The 19976-nt window shown below is 35.7% G+C and carries 20 protein-coding genes and 1 pseudogene; 7 read left to right on the forward strand and 14 right to left on the reverse strand.

Annotated features, from left to right (window positions below):
• Positions 1-11 precede the first annotated feature (11 nt).
• Positions 12-1028 carry a thiazole biosynthesis adenylyltransferase ThiF gene (locus EKG35_RS08540; RefSeq protein ID WP_126294026.1) on the reverse strand — a complete coding sequence of 339 codons (1017 nt, stop codon included), beginning with the start codon at positions 1026-1028 and terminating at the stop codon, positions 12-14.
• A 122-nt stretch (positions 1029-1150) separates the two neighbouring features.
• Here EKG35_RS08540 and EKG35_RS08545 point away from each other — a divergent pair, with 122 nt between their 5' ends.
• From EKG35_RS08545 to moaC, 3 genes are read left to right on the forward strand one after another with little or no spacing between them, the layout of a single operon-like run.
• On the forward strand, positions 1151-1645 hold the full coding sequence (locus tag EKG35_RS08545; RefSeq protein ID WP_126294027.1) for a MogA/MoaB family molybdenum cofactor biosynthesis protein: 495 nt from the start codon (positions 1151-1153) through the stop codon (positions 1643-1645).
• Positions 1642-2232, forward strand: a complete 591-nt coding sequence (gene mobA / locus EKG35_RS08550) for a molybdenum cofactor guanylyltransferase (protein ID WP_126294028.1) — start codon at positions 1642-1644, stop codon at positions 2230-2232. Before EKG35_RS08545 ends, mobA begins: the two co-directional genes overlap by 4 nt.
• A complete protein-coding gene (moaC, locus tag EKG35_RS08555) occupies positions 2225-2707 on the forward strand; it encodes a cyclic pyranopterin monophosphate synthase MoaC (protein WP_126294029.1) in 483 nt (160 codons plus the stop codon). The genes mobA and moaC overlap by 8 nt, the downstream gene beginning before the upstream one ends.
• A gap of 41 nt (positions 2708-2748) precedes the next feature.
• Here moaC and moaA read toward each other — a convergent pair whose 3' ends face one another.
• From moaA to EKG35_RS08570, 3 genes are read right to left on the reverse strand one after another with little or no spacing between them, the layout of a single operon-like run.
• Positions 2749-3765 carry a GTP 3',8-cyclase MoaA gene (gene moaA, locus EKG35_RS08560; RefSeq protein ID WP_126294030.1) on the reverse strand — a complete coding sequence of 339 codons (1017 nt, stop codon included), beginning with the start codon at positions 3763-3765 and terminating at the stop codon, positions 2749-2751.
• A 21-nt stretch (positions 3766-3786) separates the two neighbouring features.
• Positions 3787-4590, reverse strand: coding sequence for a formate dehydrogenase accessory sulfurtransferase FdhD (gene fdhD / locus EKG35_RS08565; protein WP_126294031.1), 804 nt, complete (start codon positions 4588-4590; stop codon positions 3787-3789).
• 12 nt (positions 4591-4602) lie between these two features.
• A complete protein-coding gene (locus EKG35_RS08570) occupies positions 4603-4950 on the reverse strand; it encodes a Na-translocating system protein MpsC family protein (RefSeq protein WP_126294032.1) in 348 nt (115 codons plus the stop codon).
• A 613-nt stretch (positions 4951-5563) separates the two neighbouring features.
• On the opposite strand from EKG35_RS08570, the gene fdhF reads away from it, so the two are divergent.
• Genes fdhF through EKG35_RS08585 form a run of 3 tightly spaced genes read left to right on the forward strand, consistent with a single transcriptional unit; the run spans position 5564 to position 10042 of the window.
• Positions 5564-8488, forward strand: coding sequence for a formate dehydrogenase subunit alpha (gene fdhF, locus EKG35_RS08575; protein WP_126294033.1), 2925 nt, complete (start codon positions 5564-5566; stop codon positions 8486-8488).
• Positions 8489-8503: 15 nt separating this feature from the next.
• Positions 8504-8980: a helical membrane plugin domain-containing protein gene (locus EKG35_RS08580; protein WP_126294034.1), complete on the forward strand. Its 477-nt coding sequence runs from the start codon at positions 8504-8506 to the stop codon at positions 8978-8980.
• A gap of 15 nt (positions 8981-8995) precedes the next feature.
• Positions 8996-10042, forward strand: coding sequence for a P-loop NTPase (locus EKG35_RS08585; protein WP_126294035.1), 1047 nt, complete (start codon positions 8996-8998; stop codon positions 10040-10042).
• Positions 10043-10346: 304 nt separating this feature from the next.
• On the opposite strand, the gene EKG35_RS08590 is transcribed toward EKG35_RS08585, so the two are convergent.
• The 3 genes from EKG35_RS08590 to EKG35_RS08600 form a co-directional block, all read right to left on the reverse strand.
• Positions 10347-10640, reverse strand: a complete 294-nt coding sequence (locus tag EKG35_RS08590; protein WP_126294036.1) for a hypothetical protein — start codon at positions 10638-10640, stop codon at positions 10347-10349.
• Positions 10641-10756: 116 nt separating this feature from the next.
• Entirely contained in the window at positions 10757-11695 is a 939-nt protein-coding gene (rnz, locus tag EKG35_RS08595; protein ID WP_126294037.1) for a ribonuclease Z, read from the reverse strand.
• Between the two features lie 27 nt (positions 11696-11722).
• Positions 11723-12970, reverse strand: coding sequence for a DNA polymerase IV (locus EKG35_RS08600; RefSeq protein ID WP_126294075.1), 1248 nt, complete (start codon positions 12968-12970; stop codon positions 11723-11725).
• Between the two features lie 209 nt (positions 12971-13179).
• Here EKG35_RS08600 and EKG35_RS08605 point away from each other — a divergent pair, with 209 nt between their 5' ends.
• A complete protein-coding gene (locus EKG35_RS08605; protein ID WP_410799071.1) occupies positions 13180-13731 on the forward strand; it encodes a biotin transporter BioY in 552 nt (183 codons plus the stop codon).
• Between the two features lie 224 nt (positions 13732-13955).
• Here EKG35_RS08605 and EKG35_RS08610 read toward each other — a convergent pair.
• From EKG35_RS08610 to EKG35_RS08640, 7 genes and pseudogenes are all read right to left on the reverse strand, one after another.
• Positions 13956-14286, reverse strand: a pseudogene (locus tag EKG35_RS08610) (YybH family protein).
• 42 nt (positions 14287-14328) lie between these two features.
• Positions 14329-14886 carry a 5' nucleotidase, NT5C type gene (locus EKG35_RS08615; protein ID WP_126294038.1) on the reverse strand — a complete coding sequence of 186 codons (558 nt, stop codon included), beginning with the start codon at positions 14884-14886 and terminating at the stop codon, positions 14329-14331.
• Positions 14887-14903: 17 nt separating this feature from the next.
• Entirely contained in the window at positions 14904-15986 is a 1083-nt protein-coding gene (locus EKG35_RS08620) for an FAD-dependent monooxygenase (RefSeq protein WP_126294039.1), read from the reverse strand.
• Positions 15983-17092 carry a bifunctional diaminohydroxyphosphoribosylaminopyrimidine deaminase/5-amino-6-(5-phosphoribosylamino)uracil reductase RibD gene (gene ribD / locus EKG35_RS08625; protein ID WP_126294040.1) on the reverse strand — a complete coding sequence of 370 codons (1110 nt, stop codon included), beginning with the start codon at positions 17090-17092 and terminating at the stop codon, positions 15983-15985. Before ribD ends, EKG35_RS08620 begins: the two co-directional genes overlap by 4 nt.
• Before the next feature lie 11 nt (positions 17093-17103).
• Complete coding sequence (locus EKG35_RS08630; RefSeq protein WP_126294041.1) at positions 17104-17844, reverse strand: GTP cyclohydrolase II; 741 nt, start codon at positions 17842-17844, stop codon at positions 17104-17106.
• A gap of 362 nt (positions 17845-18206) precedes the next feature.
• Complete coding sequence (locus tag EKG35_RS08635) at positions 18207-18926, reverse strand: exonuclease domain-containing protein (RefSeq protein ID WP_126294042.1); 720 nt, start codon at positions 18924-18926, stop codon at positions 18207-18209.
• 27 nt (positions 18927-18953) lie between these two features.
• Positions 18954-19916, reverse strand: a complete 963-nt coding sequence (locus EKG35_RS08640) for a DUF294 nucleotidyltransferase-like domain-containing protein (protein WP_246020268.1) — start codon at positions 19914-19916, stop codon at positions 18954-18956.
• Between the last annotated feature and the right edge of the window lie 60 nt (positions 19917-19976).

Raw genomic sequence — 19976 nt, forward strand, 5'->3', positions numbered from 1 at the left:
GGTACACTCCTTTATCCTAATAAACGATAATAAATGCTTTTAGCTTTTTGTATATCCTGTATACCATGAATGACCACTCGTCCATCTTGGAAAACGACCACCCGATAATCTGGTGTTTGACAAGAGAGTAAATAAGGATTTATTTGTATTTCACCATAAGGGCGAAGTTGAACAGCGAGCTGCTCTAAATTATAGTGAGTAGGTTTAGGTGGACGAATTTGTACGGCATCTCTACCACATAAAGTTTCTAGTTTTGTTCGATTTTCATAGGATAAGTACGGAAATGTGGGGTTATGACCACAAGAGGGACAATCATCATTGCGCATTTTTTCCACATTTATTTCATAATGTTGATTTTTCCAAACGTCAAAAGTTAAGTAGGATTTTCGTCTTGCATCTTCATCACCTACTAAAAGTTTTAATGCTTCTGCTACTTGATACGCTGCTACGATTTGAACAGTTGGACTTATAATCCCTACCGTATCACATGTCATCCCTGTGTTGGGCATCACTTTTAGCAAACAATGTAAGCAAGGTGTTTTGCCTGGCACTATCGTATAAGTCGCACCATAACTGCTAACACAAGACCCATAAACCCATGGAATTTGATATTTTTGGGCAAGATCATTCATCATAAAGCGAACATCAAAATTATCCGTTGCGTCTATCATAATATCTACATCTTCAAGCAGTTCTTGTAATTGCTCCGTACTTGCATCAACAATCAATGCGTTAATGTTCACAGTTGAGTTAATACTTTGAAGCCTTTTTTTTGCAGCGATGGCTTTTGGAACTTTTTCTTTGGCATCTTGTTCGGTATACAGTTGCTGTCTTTGTAAATTACTCCACTCTACATAATCACGATCAATAATCGTCAACTTTCCAACGCCTGCTCTAACTAAAGCTTCTGCACTGGCACTGCCCAATGCACCGACACCTATGATTAAAACATGCTTTTCTTTTAGTAATTGCTGTCCTTTTTCACCGATTGGACTGAATAATTGTTGTCTAGAATATCTATTATCCATAAAGTATTTTGCCTTTCTTTCTATGAATTTTCGTTTGACCTTTTCATTTATAGCATTATAATAAAAGCATTGTTTTTCAATAAACACTAAATTTTAACTCTTTAAAAAGGAGGTCCCTTGCCTTGCACCCTACACATAACCAACTTCCTATAGTGGCTGCCATTTTAACAGTAAGTGATACACGCACAAAGGTGGATGATCTCGGTGGTCAACGAATTCAATCGCTCCTTCAAGAAGCTTCATTTGAAGTAATGGACTACCAAATATCAAAAGATGAACCATCTGATATATCAAAGCATGTATTAAAATGGTGTGAAAATCAAACAATCAATACAATCATCATCACAGGTGGCACAGGATTTACACCTAGAGATCAAACTTACGACACCATTGTCCCCCTTTTTGAAAAAGAAATGACGGGGTTTGGAGAATTGTTTCGTTCATTAAGCTATGAAGAAATCGGTCCAAAAGCTATGTTCAGCCGTGCCACAGCCGGCAGTCGCGCTAAATCCGCCATTTATGTATTGCCAGGTTCCGTCAATGCAGTGACACTTGCTATGACAAAACTAATTCTTCCGACTGTTCAACATTTTGTTGGTGAGTTGAATCGCCTATGAAAATTGCTGGAGTTGTCTTAGCTGGCGGTCAATCTTCAAGGTATGGCCAACCAAAAATGTTTGAATTGTTCGCTGGTCAGCCTTTGTATAAAAACAGTCTCATTGCCTTACAACACAGTCGGCTAGAACCTTTAATTATCGCTACGAATGCTAGCTTGCAAAAGAAGTTTGCAGAAGAACACACCCAAATGATCATTGAAAAACAGCCTCATCAAGGACCACTGTCTGCATTGCAAAACATCATGACAAATTTTCCAGATAATGAATGGTTTTTTGTAGTAGCCAGTGATATGCCTTATATGAATGCAGATTTTGTCCAAACTATGCTTACATATATCGATGACCGATATGATGCGATTGTTCCTAAACAAGATTCAAGATTACAACCTCTTGCTGCTCTTTATCGTCGCACTGCTTTACCAATAGCAAATCTATTAATCCAACAAAACAAAAGAAGTATGAAAGCCTTGTTAGATCAAGTGCGAGTTTGTTATGTTGAATTCGAAGAAGAAAACTCAACATTTATCAATATCAATACTCAACTAGATTGGGCACAAACAGTTAAAAAGGAGTCTAATTATGAATAAATTTACCCACTGGAACGAAGAAGGTCGTCCTAAAATGGTCGACATTTCAGAAAAAGAAATTACAGAACGTACAGCAATTGCTCGCAGTACAATATCTTTATCCGATGAAGTCTATCAAGCTATCCAACAAGGCGGCATCAAAAAAGGTGATCCTACGCAAGTAGCACAAATTGCTGGGATAATGGGCGCCAAAAAAACGGCTGATATTATCCCAATGTGTCATCCGATTATGTTGCAAGGAACAGATTTCCAATTTGAATATAGCAAAGCCGACGTTGGATATGAACTACACATTCAAGCTACTGTAAAATGTAGTGGTAAAACAGGCGTTGAAATGGAAGCTCTAACGGCTGTATCCATTGCGGCATTGACTTTTTACGATATGTGTAAAGCTGTTGATAAAAATATGGTTATTAAAGAAACATATCTTGTACAAAAAACGGGTGGAAAAAGCGGCACCTTTACCCGTAAATAAACAAAAAAAATCCGGCATTTTGTTGCCGATTTTTTTTGTTTTTAACCACCGATGTGCGACATTTCGATTTTGGATTTTTTCCTTTTTTCCATCGTCTGTTCATTTCGTTCATCTGAATAGCGGTCAGTTCTATTTTCCCACACATTTGAAATGCATTGGATGATGGATGCATCATCTTCCCCATTTCTTAATAATTCGCGTAGATCTGTTCCATCTGTTGCGAATAAACAAGTATATAATTTTCCTTCTGCTGAAATACGGGCACGTGAACAAGATGAACAGAAAGAATCGGTTACAGATGATATAACACCGATTTCACCTTGATTATCTTGATATTGAAAACGGGTTGCAACTTCCCCTTTATAATTAGGCTCAACAGGTTTCAATGGAGAAATTTGTTGCACTTGTTCAAGAATTTCCTTCTTCGACACAACGTCATCCATTTTCCAACCATTTGAGTTGCCTACATCCATATATTCGATAAAACGAAGAATATGTTGTTTTTCTTTAAAAAATTGGGCCATTGTAACAATATCTTGTTCATTTTTTCCTTTTTGAACAACCATATTAATCTTCACTTGTAAGCCTGCTTCTGCGGCCTTTTCAATACCTTCTAATACGGTTTTCACTTTTCCGCGATGACCATTCATTTCGAAAAAACGTTCTTCATTTAGCGAATCTAGGCTAACTGAAACTCTCGATAATCCTGCTTTTGCCAAATCATGTGCATATTTTTTCAATAAAGTGCCATTTGTTGTTAAAGCAATATCCTCTACTCCATCAATACGATTAATGCGTTCAATTAAAGTTGGCAAATCACGACGCAGTAAAGGCTCACCACCTGTAATCCGTATTTTTTTTACACCTAATGAGACAAAAATCTTTACTAATCGTTCGATTTCTTCAAAACTCAATATTTTTTCGGAAGGTAAAAAAGCAAAATCTGGGCCAAATATTTCTGCAGGCATGCAATATTGACAGCGAAAATTACAACGGTCTGTTACTGATATCCTTAAATCTCTTAGCGGTCTTTGAAATTGATCTTGTAGATTAGTAATTTTTAATCTCCTTCTTTCATATTAATGGGTTGGTTCAGGTAATATAATACGCTCTTTATGTGTATAAATATTAAGGGTATTTTGACGAATAAAGCCAACCGTCGTAATACCTAGTTGCTCTGCCAATTGCAATGCTAGCTCGGTTGGCGCCGATTTAGATAATACAATCTCACACCCAATTTTTGATACTTTTAGTAAAATCTCCGACGAAATCCTTCCACTGAATACGATAATTTTACCTTTCATGCTAATGTCATTTCGTAAGCAATATCCGTAAATTTTATCTAAAGCGTTGTGACGTCCGATATCCATGCGACTTAACACAATCCCATTTACATCACATAGCGATGCATTATGCACTCCACCAGTTTTTTGGAATGTAGCAGCCGATTCTTGCATATCCCTCATTAAACGAAAACAATCATCTGGTGTAATACGAACATGAACATCTTCCATCTTTTTCGATGCTAATGCGTCATTTGCAAAAACAAAACCTTGTCGGCTCATACCACAACAAGAAGTGATGTAACGCTTGTTTTGAATTTGTTGATAGAAAGGATTAATACGTTTTGTTTTAATATGCACAAACCCTTCTTTTTCTTGATACCAAATATCTTCAATATCATCAAAACTGCTAATGATTCGCTCCGACGCTAAATATCCTACAACCATATCTTCTACATACTCCGGTGTACAAACCATCGTAACAAATTCTTGCTGATTAATCTTAACTGTGACAGCGTGTTCTGTCACAACGCTATCCTCTACTTCTAACATTTTATTGTTTTCAATCCGTATAATTTCCCGGTTTACTATTTTTTCCATAAAGGTTCCTCTTTATTCACTAATTTTATCCTCAAAAATAAATACTGAAATAGCCAAATCTTCTTCAACTTTAATATCTGAAAATAAATGGAGCAGTTTTGTACCCATCAATTCTTCCATACCTTCTGGAGTTTTTCTCGAGTATAGCTCTTGAATCATACTTGTCCTTGAAGCATGAACCATTTTTAACCCTTCTGGTTTACTGGCAATAAATCTTTCTGTTGGTGTCAGATTGCCATACAATGTTGAAACTGCCATGTTTTCTACAAAAACAGTATGAATACGCTCCGGTCCTTTACCAAATAAATCTTTGCGCAGTTTACGAATAATGTCGTTAAATTCATGCACTTTTTTTGACATTTTGACGATTCCCCTTACGTAATTAAACTTTTTTTATTTTTATTATCGGAGACCACCCTTACAGTTTGTTAATAATATAGCAACTTTTAAAAAATTTAAAGTGAAAGTATTTTTTGATTATTATTACTATTAACAAAATGCATGATAAATATTGTCCATTTTGAATGTAAACGTTATAATAGGGTGGTTACAAATGGAATTGATTTATTTTGATTCATATGTGACTGTTTTACCAAATTAAGGTTGAACTATTCGCATAAGAATCATAATGATTGAATTCTATTATTAAATCTAAAAAAATAAAAGTAGATTGAGTTTTTAGCACGGCTTGCTAAGAATTTTATCCACCGTGAATAAACAGCATGTAAAATTCATGCCGTTTCATGGTGGATTTTTTTATTTTTTTGAGCATGTCAACAATATGATCACTTTGTTAATGAGTGTCTTTATCACTTAATAGGGACACGACACGATAAGTCTAGAGAAGAGATTAATTAGACCATTCTTACAATTTATTATCGGGAATAACCATCTCAACATACTCTTTTCGGCTTTACCATAAGGATTAACCTAGTGTCATATAATAGTCAAATAGCAAAAGGAGGAATTTACCTTGACTAAAATTAACATTAATGGGGTATCCTATGAACTAACAGAAGGAGCTACAATCCTTGATATCATTAATCAAAATGGCATTGAGCATCCACAAATTTGTCATGTGCCATCAGTTGACCCTATCCAAACTTGTGATACTTGTATCGTTGAAGTAGATGGACAATTAGTTCGTTCTTGTTCAACAAAAGCACTAGACGGCATGAATATCCAACTTCAGTCAGACAAAGCGAAAGCAGCACAAACAGAAGCAATGGACCGTCTACTAGAAAATCACATGTTATATTGTACTGTTTGTGATAATAACAACGGGAACTGTACACTACATAACACAGTAGAAATGATGGAAATTGAACATCAAAAATATCCTTTCAAACCAAAAGTGGAACCACATGAAGTGGACATGACCCACCCATTTTACCGTTATGATCCGAACCAATGTATCGCCTGCGGACAATGTGTAGAGGTTTGCCAAAACTTACAGGTTAACGAAACATTATCCATCGATTGGGAAGCAGAAAGACCACGTGTTATTTGGGATGACGGCGTTAACATTAATGATTCTTCATGTGTAAGTTGCGGACAATGTGTAACTGTTTGTCCATGTAACGCTTTAATGGAAAAATCAATGCTTGGGGAAGCTGGTTTTATGACTGGCTTGAAACAAGATACGTTAGATCCAATGATCGATTTAATCAAAGAAGTTGAACCAGGTTATAGCGGTATCTTCGCTATTTCTGAAGTCGAAGCTGCTATGCGAAGCAAACGTACGAAAAAGACAAAAACAGTTTGTACGTTCTGTGGTGTAGGCTGCTCATTCGAAGTTTGGACAAAAGACCGCAAAATTTTAAAAGTACAACCTTCTGACGGTCCTGTAAATGCGGTTTCTACTTGTATTAAAGGGAAATTTGGTTGGGACTTCGTTAACTCTGAAGAACGTATTACAAAACCATTAATTCGTAAAAACGAAGAATTTGTTGAATCAACATGGGATGAAGCATTAGATTTAATTGCTTCTAAACTTGGTGGTATTCAAAAAGAATTTGGTCCTGGTTCTGTTGGTTTCATCTCTTCTTCAAAAATTACGAATGAAGAAAACTACTTAATTCAAAAAATGGCACGTCAATTATTTGGAACAAACGATGTAGATAATTGCTCACGCTATTGTCAATCTCCTGCTACAGACGGTTTATTACGTACTGTTGGTTTCGGTGGGGATGCTGGAACAATTAAAGACATTGCAAAAGCTGGACTTGTTATTATTGTTGGGGCAAACCCTACAGAAGGTCACCCGGTATTAGCGACTCGCGTAAAACGTGCTCATAAGTTACACGGTCAAAAATTAATCGTTGCCGATGTTCGTAAGCATGAAATGGCTGAACGCTCTGATATCTTCATGCGTCCAAAACAAGGTACGGACCAAGTTTGGTTAATGGCCGTAACAAAATACATCATCGATCAAGGTTGGCATGATGAAGCCTTCATTAAAGAAAATGTCCATGACTTTGGAGCTTTCAAATTTGTACTTGAAAAATACACACTTGACTATGCAGAAGAAGTAACAGGTATTTCTAAAGAAACGTTAATCAATGTTGCTGAAATGATTCGTGATGCAGACGGTACATGTGTTCTTTGGGGTATGGGTGTTACACAAAATACAGGTGGTTCTTATACATCAGCTGCTATTTCGAACCTACTTTTAGCTACTGGTAACTATCGTCGCCCAGGTGCAGGAGCTTACCCTCTTCGCGGTCATAATAACGTTCAAGGTGCTTGTGACATGGGTACATTACCAAACCTATTACCAGGTTATCAAAAAGTAACAGATGATGAAGCACGTGCTAAGTTTGAAAAAGCATATGGTGTGAAAATTCAACCGAAACCAGGTCGTAATAACCCACAAATGTTAGATGCGATTATGGAAGGTAAAATGAAAGCTATGTATTTAGTTGGTGAAGATATGGCGTTAGTGGACGCTGATGCGAACCATGTAGATAAAGTTCTTTCATCATTAGACTTCTTTGTTGTTCAAGATGTGTTCTTATCACGAACAGCTCAATATGCAGATGTTGTTTTACCAGCAGCACCATCTCTAGAAAAAGAAGGTACATTTACGAATACAGAACGTCGTGTTCAACGCTTGTATCAAGTTTTACCAACACTTGGTGAATCAAAAGCCGATTGGGAAATCCTTCAATTAGTTGCTAATCGTTTAGGCGCAGAGTGGAACTACAGTCACCCAAGCGAAATCTTTGACGAAATGGCTAGCCTTTCTCCAATTTTCTCTCAAGCGAACTACGATGTATTAGAAGGATGGGGCAGCTTCAACTGGGGTAGTCACGATGGTAAAGATACACCTTTACTATATGAAGATGGCTTTAACTTCCCTGACAAAAAAGCTCGTTTTGCTTTAGACGATTGGATGAAACCTGTTGAATATGAACCAGAGTACGATTGTCATATTAACAACGGACGTATGTTAGAACACTTCCACGAAGGTAACATGACAAATAAATCGAAAGGTATTCAATCGAAAGTACCTGAAATTTTCGTAGAAGTATCGCCTGAAATGGCAAAAGAGCGTGGCATTGAAGATGGAACGTTATTACGTTTAGTGTCTCCATATGGCGCATTAAAATTAAATGCCCTAGTAACAGATCGTGTTCAAGGTAACGAACTATTCTTACCAATGAACTCTACTAGCAAAGATTCAGCGATCAACTTCTTAACTGGTGGAGGTGCCGATGTGAATACATCAACACCTGCTTATAAACAAACAAAAGTTCGAGTAGAAGTATTGAAAGCAAAAGGAAAATCACCACTTCCTAGAACAAACCCAAGAAATAAAAAACGTCACCCACAAAATGGTGTTGAAGTACAACGGAAATGGAATCGTCCGGGCTACGTTCACTTAACAACAAATTAATGAAGGAGTGAAAGAATGGCTACACCAATTAGTACGGTTAAAAAACAACAATTAACAGAAGAACAAATTAAAGAGCAGAAGTTAGAGAACTTAAAACAACTTCTTTCCGAAAATGAAGATACAATAAATGAAATCTTTTCGATTTTAGGAGATTTAAATGCTATCGGTGCTCTTGAAGCTGTGACAAAACTACTTGAAGCAAAAGAAGAAGTTGCTCATATTGTATTAGGTCAGGTAACTCGTAAGCCTGTTACAAATATCATCAACAACTTAATGGGGGCTGCCGGTGCTTTATCGGCAATGGACCCAGAAAAAACAACAAAACTTATCGAGAGTTTAACTACTGGCTTAGATGAAGCAAACAAAGCGGTAGACACTGACGAAAAAGTCAGTGTCTTCAAGCTTGCAAAAATGCTAAATGATCCTGATGTGAATCGTGCCATGAACTTTGGCATTCACTTCTTAAAAGGACTTGGCAAAGGCTTAAAATAGAAAGGAGGGTATGAAATGTTAACAAACGATAACATTTTAAATGCACTAAAGCATGTTGAAGACCCAGAACTTCATAAAAGCGTTGTTGAGTTAAATATGGTTCGCAATATAAAAATTGACGGCACCCATGTTTCTCTTGACGTAATCTTAACAATCAAAGGTTGTCCGTTAAAAGCGAAGATTCAACAAGATATTGAACAAGCTTTAAAAAATATTGGAGCTACAAGCGTCTCCCTTCAATTCGGTTCTATGACGGATGAAGAACGTCGCACACTAACAGCTACCCTAAAAGCTCAAAACGTAACAGATCAAGGGATGCCTAAAATGCTGCAACCTAATTCCGGTGTCAAATTTATTGCTGTTACGAGTGGTAAAGGCGGTGTCGGCAAGTCGACTGTTACAATTAATTTAGCAACTGCCCTTGCCCGTCTTGGAAAAAAAGTTGGTATTGTCGATGCAGACATTTATGGCTTTAGTATTCCAGCTATGATGAAAATTGATCAAAAACCAACAATGATTGACCAAACAGCTATTCCAGTTGAGAGCAATGGTGTGAAAGTCATGTCGATGGGCTTTTTCTCTAAGGATAATCAACCTGTTATGTGGCGCGGACCAATGCTTAACAAATGGATTCGCAATTTCCTTGCCAACACTCACTGGGGTGAATTAGATTATCTCCTACTAGACTTACCACCCGGTACAGGAGATGTTGCCATCGATGTAGCTGCAATGATTCCACAAGCAGAAGAAATCATTGTGACTACCCCGCACAATGCCGCTTCCCATGTGGCAACGCGCTCAGGTCTAATGGCTCAACATACGAAACATAAGATTTTAGGTGTTGTTGAAAATATGGCTTATTTTGAAAATGCAGATGGTGAAAAGAACTATCTATTCGGTCAAGGTGGAGCAGAGAAATTGGCAGATGAACTTAATACACATATCATTGCTCGAGTACCATTTGCTAAGCCGGAGGAAAACACAGGTTCTTCGGTTTATGACGAAGACTCAGTTGTTGGTGAAGTATTTACTCATCTAGCAGAAGATATTATTTATCGATAATATAAAAAATGGTTCGGTTATAAGACCGCTTCCATATAAGACAAGCATTCAACCAGTTGTAGGATTAACCCTGCAACTGGTTGTTTCATTTTAATTGTATTTACTCATTATTAAATATTGAATGACTACTTAACTACTCCCCCTCTAATTTTGCCTACATTATTTCTATTTTCCATAAAAAAACACCTTCTAATTGAATTCTAGGTATGTAGACCCTAATTCAACCGAAGATGTTTATTATTTATCTATTATTAAAAAATGAACACGTATTATATGTTGAGTGGTATTCACTAACATAATCCTATTAATTTATATAACCAGCTCTTCTTAAAACTTGCATAAAATAAAAGCGATACGTATTTTTTACAAAAGTGTCTAATGGCAAACCAACATTCAATTGATACTTCGTAAAAATAAAATAAAATCTTTTATCCCATTTTAAACGTAGCAATTCGCCTGCATCTTCACCATATTTCTCAGTAAATTCTATAATTAAAGGTTCAATCATATCTTTGCAATAGTCTTTTAAATTTGCAAGAGCGTCGATATCTTTCTCCCTTTGAAAACGCGTAATCCAATCTATTAATTGCTCGTTCATTATTGTTATCCATCCTTCTAGTTATTGAGTTCTTTCTATATAATATAAAAGTTTTTTATTGTCTAATTTTTGGCGAATAGCGTTCATATGATTGCTGTTTCATTTAAAATTAAATATTACTCTTCCATCAATTCATCATTCTTCCATGTAAAAACTGAAAAGTCATTTGCTATAAACGTATTCGGGAAAATTTCTTTCGCCTCATTTAATAAACTTTGTAGATCATAAGGTAAAAAGCGAGCACTTATATGATTTAAAATAATGTTTTTAGCTTCTGCATCTCGTGCTACCATTGCGGCTTCAATATTTGTTGAATGCCCATAGCTAGCTGCAAGATGTGCTGTATCATGGTCGAAGGTTGCTTCATGAACTATAATATCCGCACCTGTACTTAAAGTTTTCGAGCTTTCACAATATTTTGTATCTCCTAAAATCGTTACAATAAAACCTTTTTTAGGTGCTGCCGTTACTTCCTCACTATAAACAACAGTACCATTCTCAAGTGTCACATTTTCCCCATTTTTTAATTTTCCTAGTAAGGGACCCTTTGGGACGCCAAGTTCACGTGTTTTTTCGACTAATAATTCTCCTGGCAAAGGTTTTTGTTCTATACGATATCCATAACAAGGTAATACATGCTCAAGTTCCTTGGCAACAACTTTAAATTGATCGTCCTCAAACACAACCCCCTCTTGAACTTCTACAAATTCAAGCGGATATGTTAAATGCGTCTTTGAGATTTCAAATGAGGCTGTAATCCATTCTTTTAGCCCTTTAGGTCCATAAATAGTTAGCGTGTCTTCACCACCTAAAAAAGAACGAGAGCTTAAAAATCCAGGCAACCCAAAAATATGGTCTCCATGCAAGTGTGTTATAAAAACTTTTTCTATTTTTCTAGGTCTAATGGATGTATGTAAAATACGATGTTGAGTTGCCTCCCCGCAATCAAAAAGCCAAATTGTTCCACGCTCATCTAAAAGCTTTAACGCTAGAGCACTTGTATTTCGTTCTTTAGAAGGCATTCCTGCTCCTGTTCCTAAAAATTGTAGCTGCATTAGTAGCCTCCGTTCTACTCATTATCTTTACTCTTTCAAATCATCCAAAAAGTCTTTACTAAAGCTAGTTTTAGAAGCATAATTTGACTTCTTGCCGATTTCAATCCCTTTTTGGATAGCACCTTTACCGAATTTCTTTTGAATTTTATTAATTAAATCATAAATTGGTTCTTGCTTCGCAAAATCCTCAAAATTAAATATCGAAAGTTGTTCAACAGATTGTTTGCGATCGATAACATTTGAAATTGTGACGCCAAGGAGACGAATCGGTGCACCATCCCATGTTTTATAAAATAGTTTTACCGCTTCTTCATAAATGACATCCTTATGATAAATTGGATTATGGAAAGTTCTGCTTCTCGTATGATTTTGCCAATCCGCATCACGAATGAGAATGCTTAATGTTGGCCCGCATAATTTTTTCGCATCTAAACGTTCCGCTACTTTACTAGCCAGCGTGTCAAATGTCTTTTCCAATATTTCATTATCTGTTTCATCATTCGGAAGTGTTGTCGAATTACCTACACTTTTCGTTTCATAAATCGAATTCGGGTCTACTTCACGATTATCTTCACCATTTGCTCGTGCTCGTAAACGAACACCATTTTTCCCTAAAGCTTGGCGAATCACATGCTCCTCAATATGGGCTAAATCCCCAATCGTATTAACTTTTATAGATGCCAACTTTTTTGCAGTGCTTTCACCTACACCATGCATCTCAATAACAGGCAGCGGCCATAGCTTTGTAGGGATATCCCGTTTTCTTAACACTGTAATTCCCATAGGCTTTTTCATATCAGAAGCAGTTTTTGCTAAAAATTTATTTGGTGCAATACCAATCGAACAAGGCAAATCTAGTTCATTTAAGATTCTTAACTGAATCTCCTTTGCAATTTCAATTGGGTGACGATTATCGGTGTTCTTTGTAATATCAATATAGCCTTCATCAATTGATACTGGTTCTATCAAATCTGTATAACCTCTCAAAATAGAAAACATTGCTTTTGAAGCAGCACGATATTTTGGAAAGTCTGGTGGGAGTAGAATTAAATCAGGACATTTTCGCAAAGCTTCAGCAACATTCATTGTTGTATAAATACCTTTTGCTCGGGCTTCATAGGAACTTGTAACAATAATCCCTCTTCGCTCCTTAGGATTTCCTGCAATTGCAATCGTTTTTCCCTTCAATTCAGGATTATGCGCCTGTTCAACTGAAGCATAGAAGCTATTCATATCAACATGAAATATAATTCGTCCTTTTGACAACACCTTCATCCCCCATTCTTTAAAACAATCGATGTCTACATTAGATATTATCATAGTATTTACTCTATTTTCTTATACAAAGGTTATTTATTTTATCACCGTATGATGAAAAAATTTTTTCCAATTTCTATTAAAAATGTGATTGACAAAGATATGCAACTATTATATCCTCTTTCTGTAAACCTATTATAATTTTAGGTTAACGCAAAGGAGGGTGTATTTTGAAATCAAAAACTTATGCCTATGCTATTACAGCAATGGGTGCAGCAATTATAGCGGTATTAGCACAAGTAACAATCCCACTGCCACTTGTTCCGATTACAGGGCAAACGTTGGCAATTGGCCTTGTCGTTACAATTTTAGGTACAAGGTATGGAACTCTTTCTGTTATTTTATATATTTTACTTGGGGCAATTGGTGTACCTGTATTTACTGGTTTCTCAGGTGGACTTTCAATATTAGTAGGTCCGACTGGTGGTTATATCGTAGGATTCGTCCCAACAGCATTAATAATGGGAATGTATTTGGCTAAGTTCGGTGTAACTTACCCTCAAGCAATTATTGCAAACATCATTGGAATGGTTATAACATTGTCATTTGGAACAACATGGTTAAAAATTGTTGGTGACTTGTCTTGGACTGCTGCTTTTATGGGAGGGGCTGCTCCGTTTATTATTGTAGGAATTATTAAAGCAGCTGCTGCCGCTTGGCTCGGCGTACTTATTCGCAAACGTTTATTAAATGCACAATTACTTCAGCAGCTAGCATAATTATTTATTTTACTCTAGTTTATACGATAAAAAACGAACTACTCGTAAAAAACGAATAGTTCGTTTTTAATTGAGACGAACTCTGAAAATCACATTTTAAAAGTATAAGCTGAGCAAAACAAGTCTTAATTCATGTCAACAAAAAAACTTGTCATCCCAATTCATTTAATACTATTAACTAATTCTGTTCCATACGAGTTATCTATCGCACAAAGCCATTCGCCTTATAAATTTTTCTTAAATACATAAGTTGCACTTCTATCCATTGAATATTGATTATCCATATTATCGGCTTCTAGGAGGTTTGGGAAATTACTAAAGCTGTATCACCTGATTCTAAAATAATCATTTCTCCCTGTGTTGGTTCAAGAGTATTGTTAAAGTATTTTGATATTGCTATAAATGCTTTTTTGATTTCATCTTTACCTTGTGCAATTGTACCTGGTTTTACGACTAAGATTGCATTCTCCGTATAGTAATTCATCAACCCATCAAAATCCTCTTGCTTTATCGAAAGGTCACATTCTTAATAACCTCTTTCAATTCGTGTTCCAACTATAGCCTCCTTATATGGCCGATAACTAGGAATAATGCTTTTTAATATTTAATCGAAAAATAAGTCCAATTATATACCCTTTGATTTCCAACAAGCTGATTATATGATTGATCTTTAACAAACACTTTTGTTGAAACGTCTTCTAGTGTTTCAAGAACAGCTGGTTTATCATCAAAATAATAATCTAAATTTAATTTTTTTATAATATCTGTTTTTTCATGATCCTGCATACCACAGTAAAAATGATCGTCCTTTACAGGAAAACCTTTTTCTTTTATCCACTGTCTTGTTTGGGAACAATATTGCTTTGGACGTGAAGTAATGTAATAAATTTCATGCCCTTCATTTTCAAGCTTATTTAAAAATTCAATTGCTCCCTCATAAGCCGGACAATCTGTAAAATAAATTTCCTCTAGAAGATTTGACCACATTTTGCCGCCTTCTTCTTTGTCTAAACCAAATGCTTCGTGTATTTCTACTGTCTTTAATTCACGAAAAACTTCTAAACCAACATTCAGGTTTAATTTTTGATTATAAATATGAAATGCATGTTCCCTTAGATTAATGAGAGTATCATCTATATCAAAGCCAAATTTCACAAAAGCTCCTACTTTCCTTATGAATAAATTACAAATTGTGTTGCAAATGTTTGTTCCTTTTCAATTTGAATAGCTTGAAGTTTTTCTACTGCCTTTTTGCGTTCTGTTGCACAATTCATCAAATCAACTGTAGAAATTGTTTGTTTTGTTAAGATTGTTGCCAATGTATCTGCGTCCTTCATTGCACTATTTAATCCGAAGGCCCCTGTTGGAGTCATCGTATGGACAGCATCTCCAATTAAAGCTAAGCCATCTTTTCCCCAACAATCAGTAGAATTACTTTGAACGTCAAGCAACACAAAGTCACTCCATGACTTTATATGGTTCCGCACAGTCGTTTCTAACTGTGGAAATGCTTTGGCTAATTTATCGATAAATGGAGTAAAATGCTGTTTTCGAAGAGCAGGAAATGATCCTTCAGGTATGTTCCACCCTATTTGAATATAGCCCTTTGCTTGAGTAAACAAAGAGAGCTGCATTCCATCTATTAAAGCCATTTTTATTGCTGGCTCCCAATTTTGCGGTGCAGGTATTTTTGCCCACAATAAATCATAACCATGTTTTCGGACTGTTACATCAATTCCAGCCCTTTTTCGAACTATTGAATGACGTCCATCTGCGCCAATGACTAAGTTGCTTTCAATAAAAATTTCTTTTCCTTCTTTGTTCGCTTTAACACCTTTTATACAATCTTCTTCGTCTTTTATTAAATCTGTTACAGTTGTACCTGTCATTAATGAAAATTGCGAGTATTTTTTTGCTTCATTAATAAGTACGGCAAGTAGATAGGATTGCGGAACATGGATACCTAAATGTCCTATATTGGGGGCAGGTAAAACCGTTTTGAATAATTCCCCATTTTCCCAATACTCCAATCTTTCCATCCGCAGCAGACCAAGCTCCTCTATTTTCTCAAACAAACCGTACTTTTTTAATATCTCTTCGCCTTCTTCATTTAAATGTTCTCCGCGAAATTCTTTTGCAATTTCTTTAAAACGTTCTAATAGAATTACAGATATATTTTGTTTCGCCAATAAATAAGCAAGTAAAGCTCCTCCAGGTCCAGCCCCAACAATACATACATCCGTTGTTAATTTCATTTCGTTTTACCAAGCTTAGGGTATGCTGTAATACATAAATCAGGTCCGATTTTTTCAACTGAATCTATTTCTAGCTGAAGAGCTTCATCTATAGTATCCACTTCTATACCTGTAAATGGTGTTTTTGATTTGCGCCCTCCAAGTATTTTAGGAGAAACGTAAGCTAGAAATTTATTAATTAAACCTGCTCTTAGGAAGGATGCATTAACTTCTGCACCACCCTCAACTAATACATCTGTAATTCCATTTTTATACAATTCATTTAACATTTCTTCTAAATCTAAGCCATGATCGTTTTTTGTAACAGAAATAACCTTAACACCTTTTTCTTGTAGTTGACTTACCTTTGCCGCTTCCACATTAGGACCACAAACAATGATTGTTGACGCGTCTATTGTATTGACAATATTAGCATCTAACGGTGTTTTTAGTTCACTATCTAAAATAACACGTATCGGATTCTTCCCTTCTCGGTGGGGAAGTCTTGTTGTTAAGGAAGGATTATCAGCCAACACAGTTCCAATTCCCACCAAAATTGCATCTACTTCATTGCGTAATTCATGTACTTGGAGTCGAGCTTCTTCACTAGTAATCCATTTTGAATGGCCCGTATGTGTTGCAATTTTACCATCCAACGTCATGGCAAATTTTGAAATAACAAATGGTCGACTTGTTAACATATTATGAATAAATCGTTCATTTAGCTTTCTTGCTTCTTCCTCTAATACACCAACTTCAACTTGAATGCCAGCTTCTTGTAGTAGTCTGATGCCTCGTCCAGCAACTGATGGATTTGGATCCATTGTAGCAACTACTACACGGCTAACTTCAGATTCCTTTACTAAATTGGCACAGGGTGGTGTTTTTCCGAAGTGCGAACAAGGTTCTAATGTAACATACAATGTTGCACCTTTTGCATGCTCACCCGCCATGTTAAAGGCATGGACTTCTGCATGCGGCTCTCCTGCTTTTCGATGAAGGCCAGTCCCAACAATTAATCCATCCTTCACAAGGACTGCTCCAACTACTGGGTTCGGATTTGTATTACCTTTTGCTGAAGCAGCTAAGTCTAATGCTAACTGCATATATTCACGATCGGTTTTCATATACGTGCTCCTTAAACAATTAATTCTTTTTCTAGAATATGGCCAGATTTTTTCACCTTTGTTTCAAGATAATGACGATTTGTCTCAGTTAAGCCACCCCATAATGGAATATGATTATGGGCAAGTAAACCGTGTTCTTTTAACGCAGCCAGCTTCTTCGGATTGTTTGTAATTAATGTTACTGGCTTTGAACGTAATGACTCAAGGACACTAATTGCTTCTTCATAATTTCTTGTGTCATCTTCAAAGCCTAATGCATTGTTTGCCTCAACCGTATCATAGCCTTCCTCTTGTAATAGGTAAGCTAATGATTTTGAAAACAAACCGATACCTCGACCTTCATGGTTCGCTAAATAAAAAATAGCGCCACAGCCGTGCTCAGCTATCATTTTCATTGATTCATGAAGCTGGTAGCCGCAATCACATCTTTGACTGCCAAAAATATCACCCGTATGACAAATACTATGCATTCGAATAATCGCATCTTCCGCATTAGTAAAATCACCGTATACTAGAACTGATGATTGCTGTTTTACTGCTAAATTGTCATTTGTAATGGCATCAAGAACCATTTCCTTTGAAAGCTTTTTATCTATATTTAACCATGTATACCACTGAAACGTTGTTTGGAAATCTCCTTGTTTAATAGGCAATTTCACTGGGCCTACAAGGCATAAATTTTCATTATCATTAAATGGAACTAATGTCATTTTATTAAAAAGTATTTCTTTCGTATTTGAAAAGTCTTTCATCTATATCACCTATCCGTCGTTAGTTTGCACTCTACTACTCATCATAAAACTACTATCATAGCCGTTATTTTCCAAAGAAAAACCTACTAAGTTAATAAGTTTTATTTCTCTGTAATATAACTATAGCTTATGTAATTGATGAAATCAAAAGCTGTGCATGCACACAAAAAACTTAAAACGAAAATTAACAATAAAAGGCGCATTCCAAAAATTTAAACGGGATAGGCATTCTTACGACAAGGAGGTTTATAACTACTACTTTAGGGAAAAAGAATCTATTTAATATTTACATTGTAAAAGGACTGTTAAGAATATTATTTTCTAAACAGTCCTTTAAGTTTCTATATTAAAAGTTTGTAAAATTACATTCTAGCAAAGTAATTGTAAACATCATTTAATGTTTCACAGCCTATTTTTAATGATTTTTCAAGATAAATACTCCAAAGCATTGCCGTCATTTTTGCGTCTCCAAGAGCATTGTGCCGGTCAACAATTGGAATACCGTTATGTTCACAAAGCCGCTCTAACGCTACGTTTTGAAAATGTGGTTCTACTATTTTATAAAGAAAGGATGTATCAACAATTCGGTGTTTAAAGGATGTTTTAAATAATTTAGCACTTGCAAACTGCATAAAAGTTCTTTCATGTGTTGCATGGTGTGCAACAAGAGTAGAATCTCCAATAAACTCAAAAAATTTAATTAAAATATCAGCTAATGGCGGCGCAGTACTTACCTGTTCATTTGTAATCCCTGTTAACTGTACGATATTTGGTGGTATCTCTTTGTCATATTGAATAAGAGAGTAAAATTCTTGCTCTTCTAACATTTTAGCACCACACATTTTTATCGCACCTATAGAGAGAATACTATCTCCTTTTTCAGGAGAAAATCCAGTTGTTTCAATATCAAATACAACAACATTTAAGCCATTTAAGGGAACATGCATAGCATCTTCTTTGTTTATTTCCTTTTGCAGATGTCTTAAATATGCCATTTGATGTGAGTTTTGTATACCACCAATTCCTTGAGCTCGTCTTCCTTGTATTCCCCTTAATAGTTGCATGAATGGTTCAAACGCCATTATTAACACCCTTTTCTAATAAAAACATTAATTTTTAGCTAATGTTAGTTCAATGACTTCATCATGAAGTCGTTTCCCACATTTTAAAATTTGTTTTATCTCTTTTTTTTGTTCTTTAGATAGAATTTTTATATTTAAATAATGGGTATCATCGTAATTTTGTGCATTTAATAGTGAAAGCCGATATTTAGTAAGCGTTATAAAATTCTCTTTACAATCACGAAGCATCTCTTTATATTCATCCTTTCCTTTAAGACGATCTATTCTATCAATCGTTGAGGTTTCAAAAATACCTTCTTTAATAGATAATAACCGTACTGCATTTACATATGGCAAGAAAGCTGAATATTTCAAATTCACACACCCTTGATATACTCCATGTTGTTCTACAAGTAACTGCCCCATTGGTCCAATGACATTTTTTATATGTTTAACATTTGCAATAAAACGTTGCAATAAAGTTGGATGCTGTAGTTGATAATGAAAAATAACAGATTTTAAGTCACTAAGATATTCGGTATTTCCGTACAATACTCTTCCATCATAAAAGATTTGCAAATAGCGTATAGATTCCCATCTTTCATTTTTCATCCATTCAATTAATTGTATTTTCCATTCCTCTACCGATTTACGCCATGTTGGATTGGAACTCATAATGTTTCCATTGCAATAAGGGTAACCAACACAATTCATACCATAAGATATCTCTTCACCAAGTTCCTTAAAGTATATGTCATTTTCTTCATTTGAAATTTCATAGATTAAGCCATGATCCTGGTCACTAATTAACCCTTGTTCGAAACGCCCCCCACTACCAGTAATAAACCAGGTGAATTCACACGGCGGGGTTGATTGTTTCATCTTGCCTTTAGCAACTTCAAGTACTTTAAGCATTACTTGGTCATGAAATTTATTAAGAGAAATACTTGTATTCATGAAGGAGGACAGTGCTTCATCTTTCCATTTTCTAATAGATTCATACGTTTCCACTATCACACTTCCTTTTATAGAAAAAGCCTCTGTTCCCAGAGGCTTTTTTCTTATAGTATA

This window comes from Lysinibacillus telephonicus (assembly GCF_003966145.1).
GTDB classification, from domain to species: domain Bacteria; phylum Bacillota; class Bacilli; order Bacillales_A; family Planococcaceae; genus Ureibacillus; species Ureibacillus telephonicus.

Coding starts and splice junctions, on each gene's coding strand:
- EKG35_RS08585 (WP_126294035.1), top strand. CDS start 8,996: ATGTTAACAAACGATAACATTTTAAATGCACTAAAGCATGTTGAAGAC.
- mobA (WP_126294028.1), top strand. CDS start 1,642: ATGAAAATTGCTGGAGTTGTCTTAGCTGGCGGTCAATCTTCAAGGTAT.
- EKG35_RS08620 (WP_126294039.1), bottom strand. CDS start 15,986: ATGAAATTAACAACGGATGTATGTATTGTTGGGGCTGGACCTGGAGGA.
- EKG35_RS08600 (WP_126294075.1), bottom strand. CDS start 12,970: ATGAAGGTGTTGTCAAAAGGACGAATTATATTTCATGTTGATATGAAT.
- EKG35_RS08540 (WP_126294026.1), bottom strand. CDS start 1,028: ATGGATAATAGATATTCTAGACAACAATTATTCAGTCCAATCGGTGAA.
- EKG35_RS08635 (WP_126294042.1), bottom strand. CDS start 18,926: ATGGCGTTTGAACCATTCATGCAACTATTAAGGGGAATACAAGGAAGA.
- EKG35_RS08590 (WP_126294036.1), bottom strand. CDS start 10,640: ATGAACGAGCAATTAATAGATTGGATTACGCGTTTTCAAAGGGAGAAA.
- ribD (WP_126294040.1), bottom strand. CDS start 17,092: ATGAAAACCGATCGTGAATATATGCAGTTAGCATTAGACTTAGCTGCT.
- EKG35_RS08580 (WP_126294034.1), top strand. CDS start 8,504: ATGGCTACACCAATTAGTACGGTTAAAAAACAACAATTAACAGAAGAA.
- EKG35_RS08630 (WP_126294041.1), bottom strand. CDS start 17,844: ATGAAAGACTTTTCAAATACGAAAGAAATACTTTTTAATAAAATGACA.
- moaC (WP_126294029.1), top strand. CDS start 2,225: ATGAATAAATTTACCCACTGGAACGAAGAAGGTCGTCCTAAAATGGTC.
- fdhD (WP_126294031.1), bottom strand. CDS start 4,590: ATGGAAAAAATAGTAAACCGGGAAATTATACGGATTGAAAACAATAAA.
- EKG35_RS08570 (WP_126294032.1), bottom strand. CDS start 4,950: ATGTCAAAAAAAGTGCATGAATTTAACGACATTATTCGTAAACTGCGC.
- rnz (WP_126294037.1), bottom strand. CDS start 11,695: ATGCAGCTACAATTTTTAGGAACAGGAGCAGGAATGCCTTCTAAAGAA.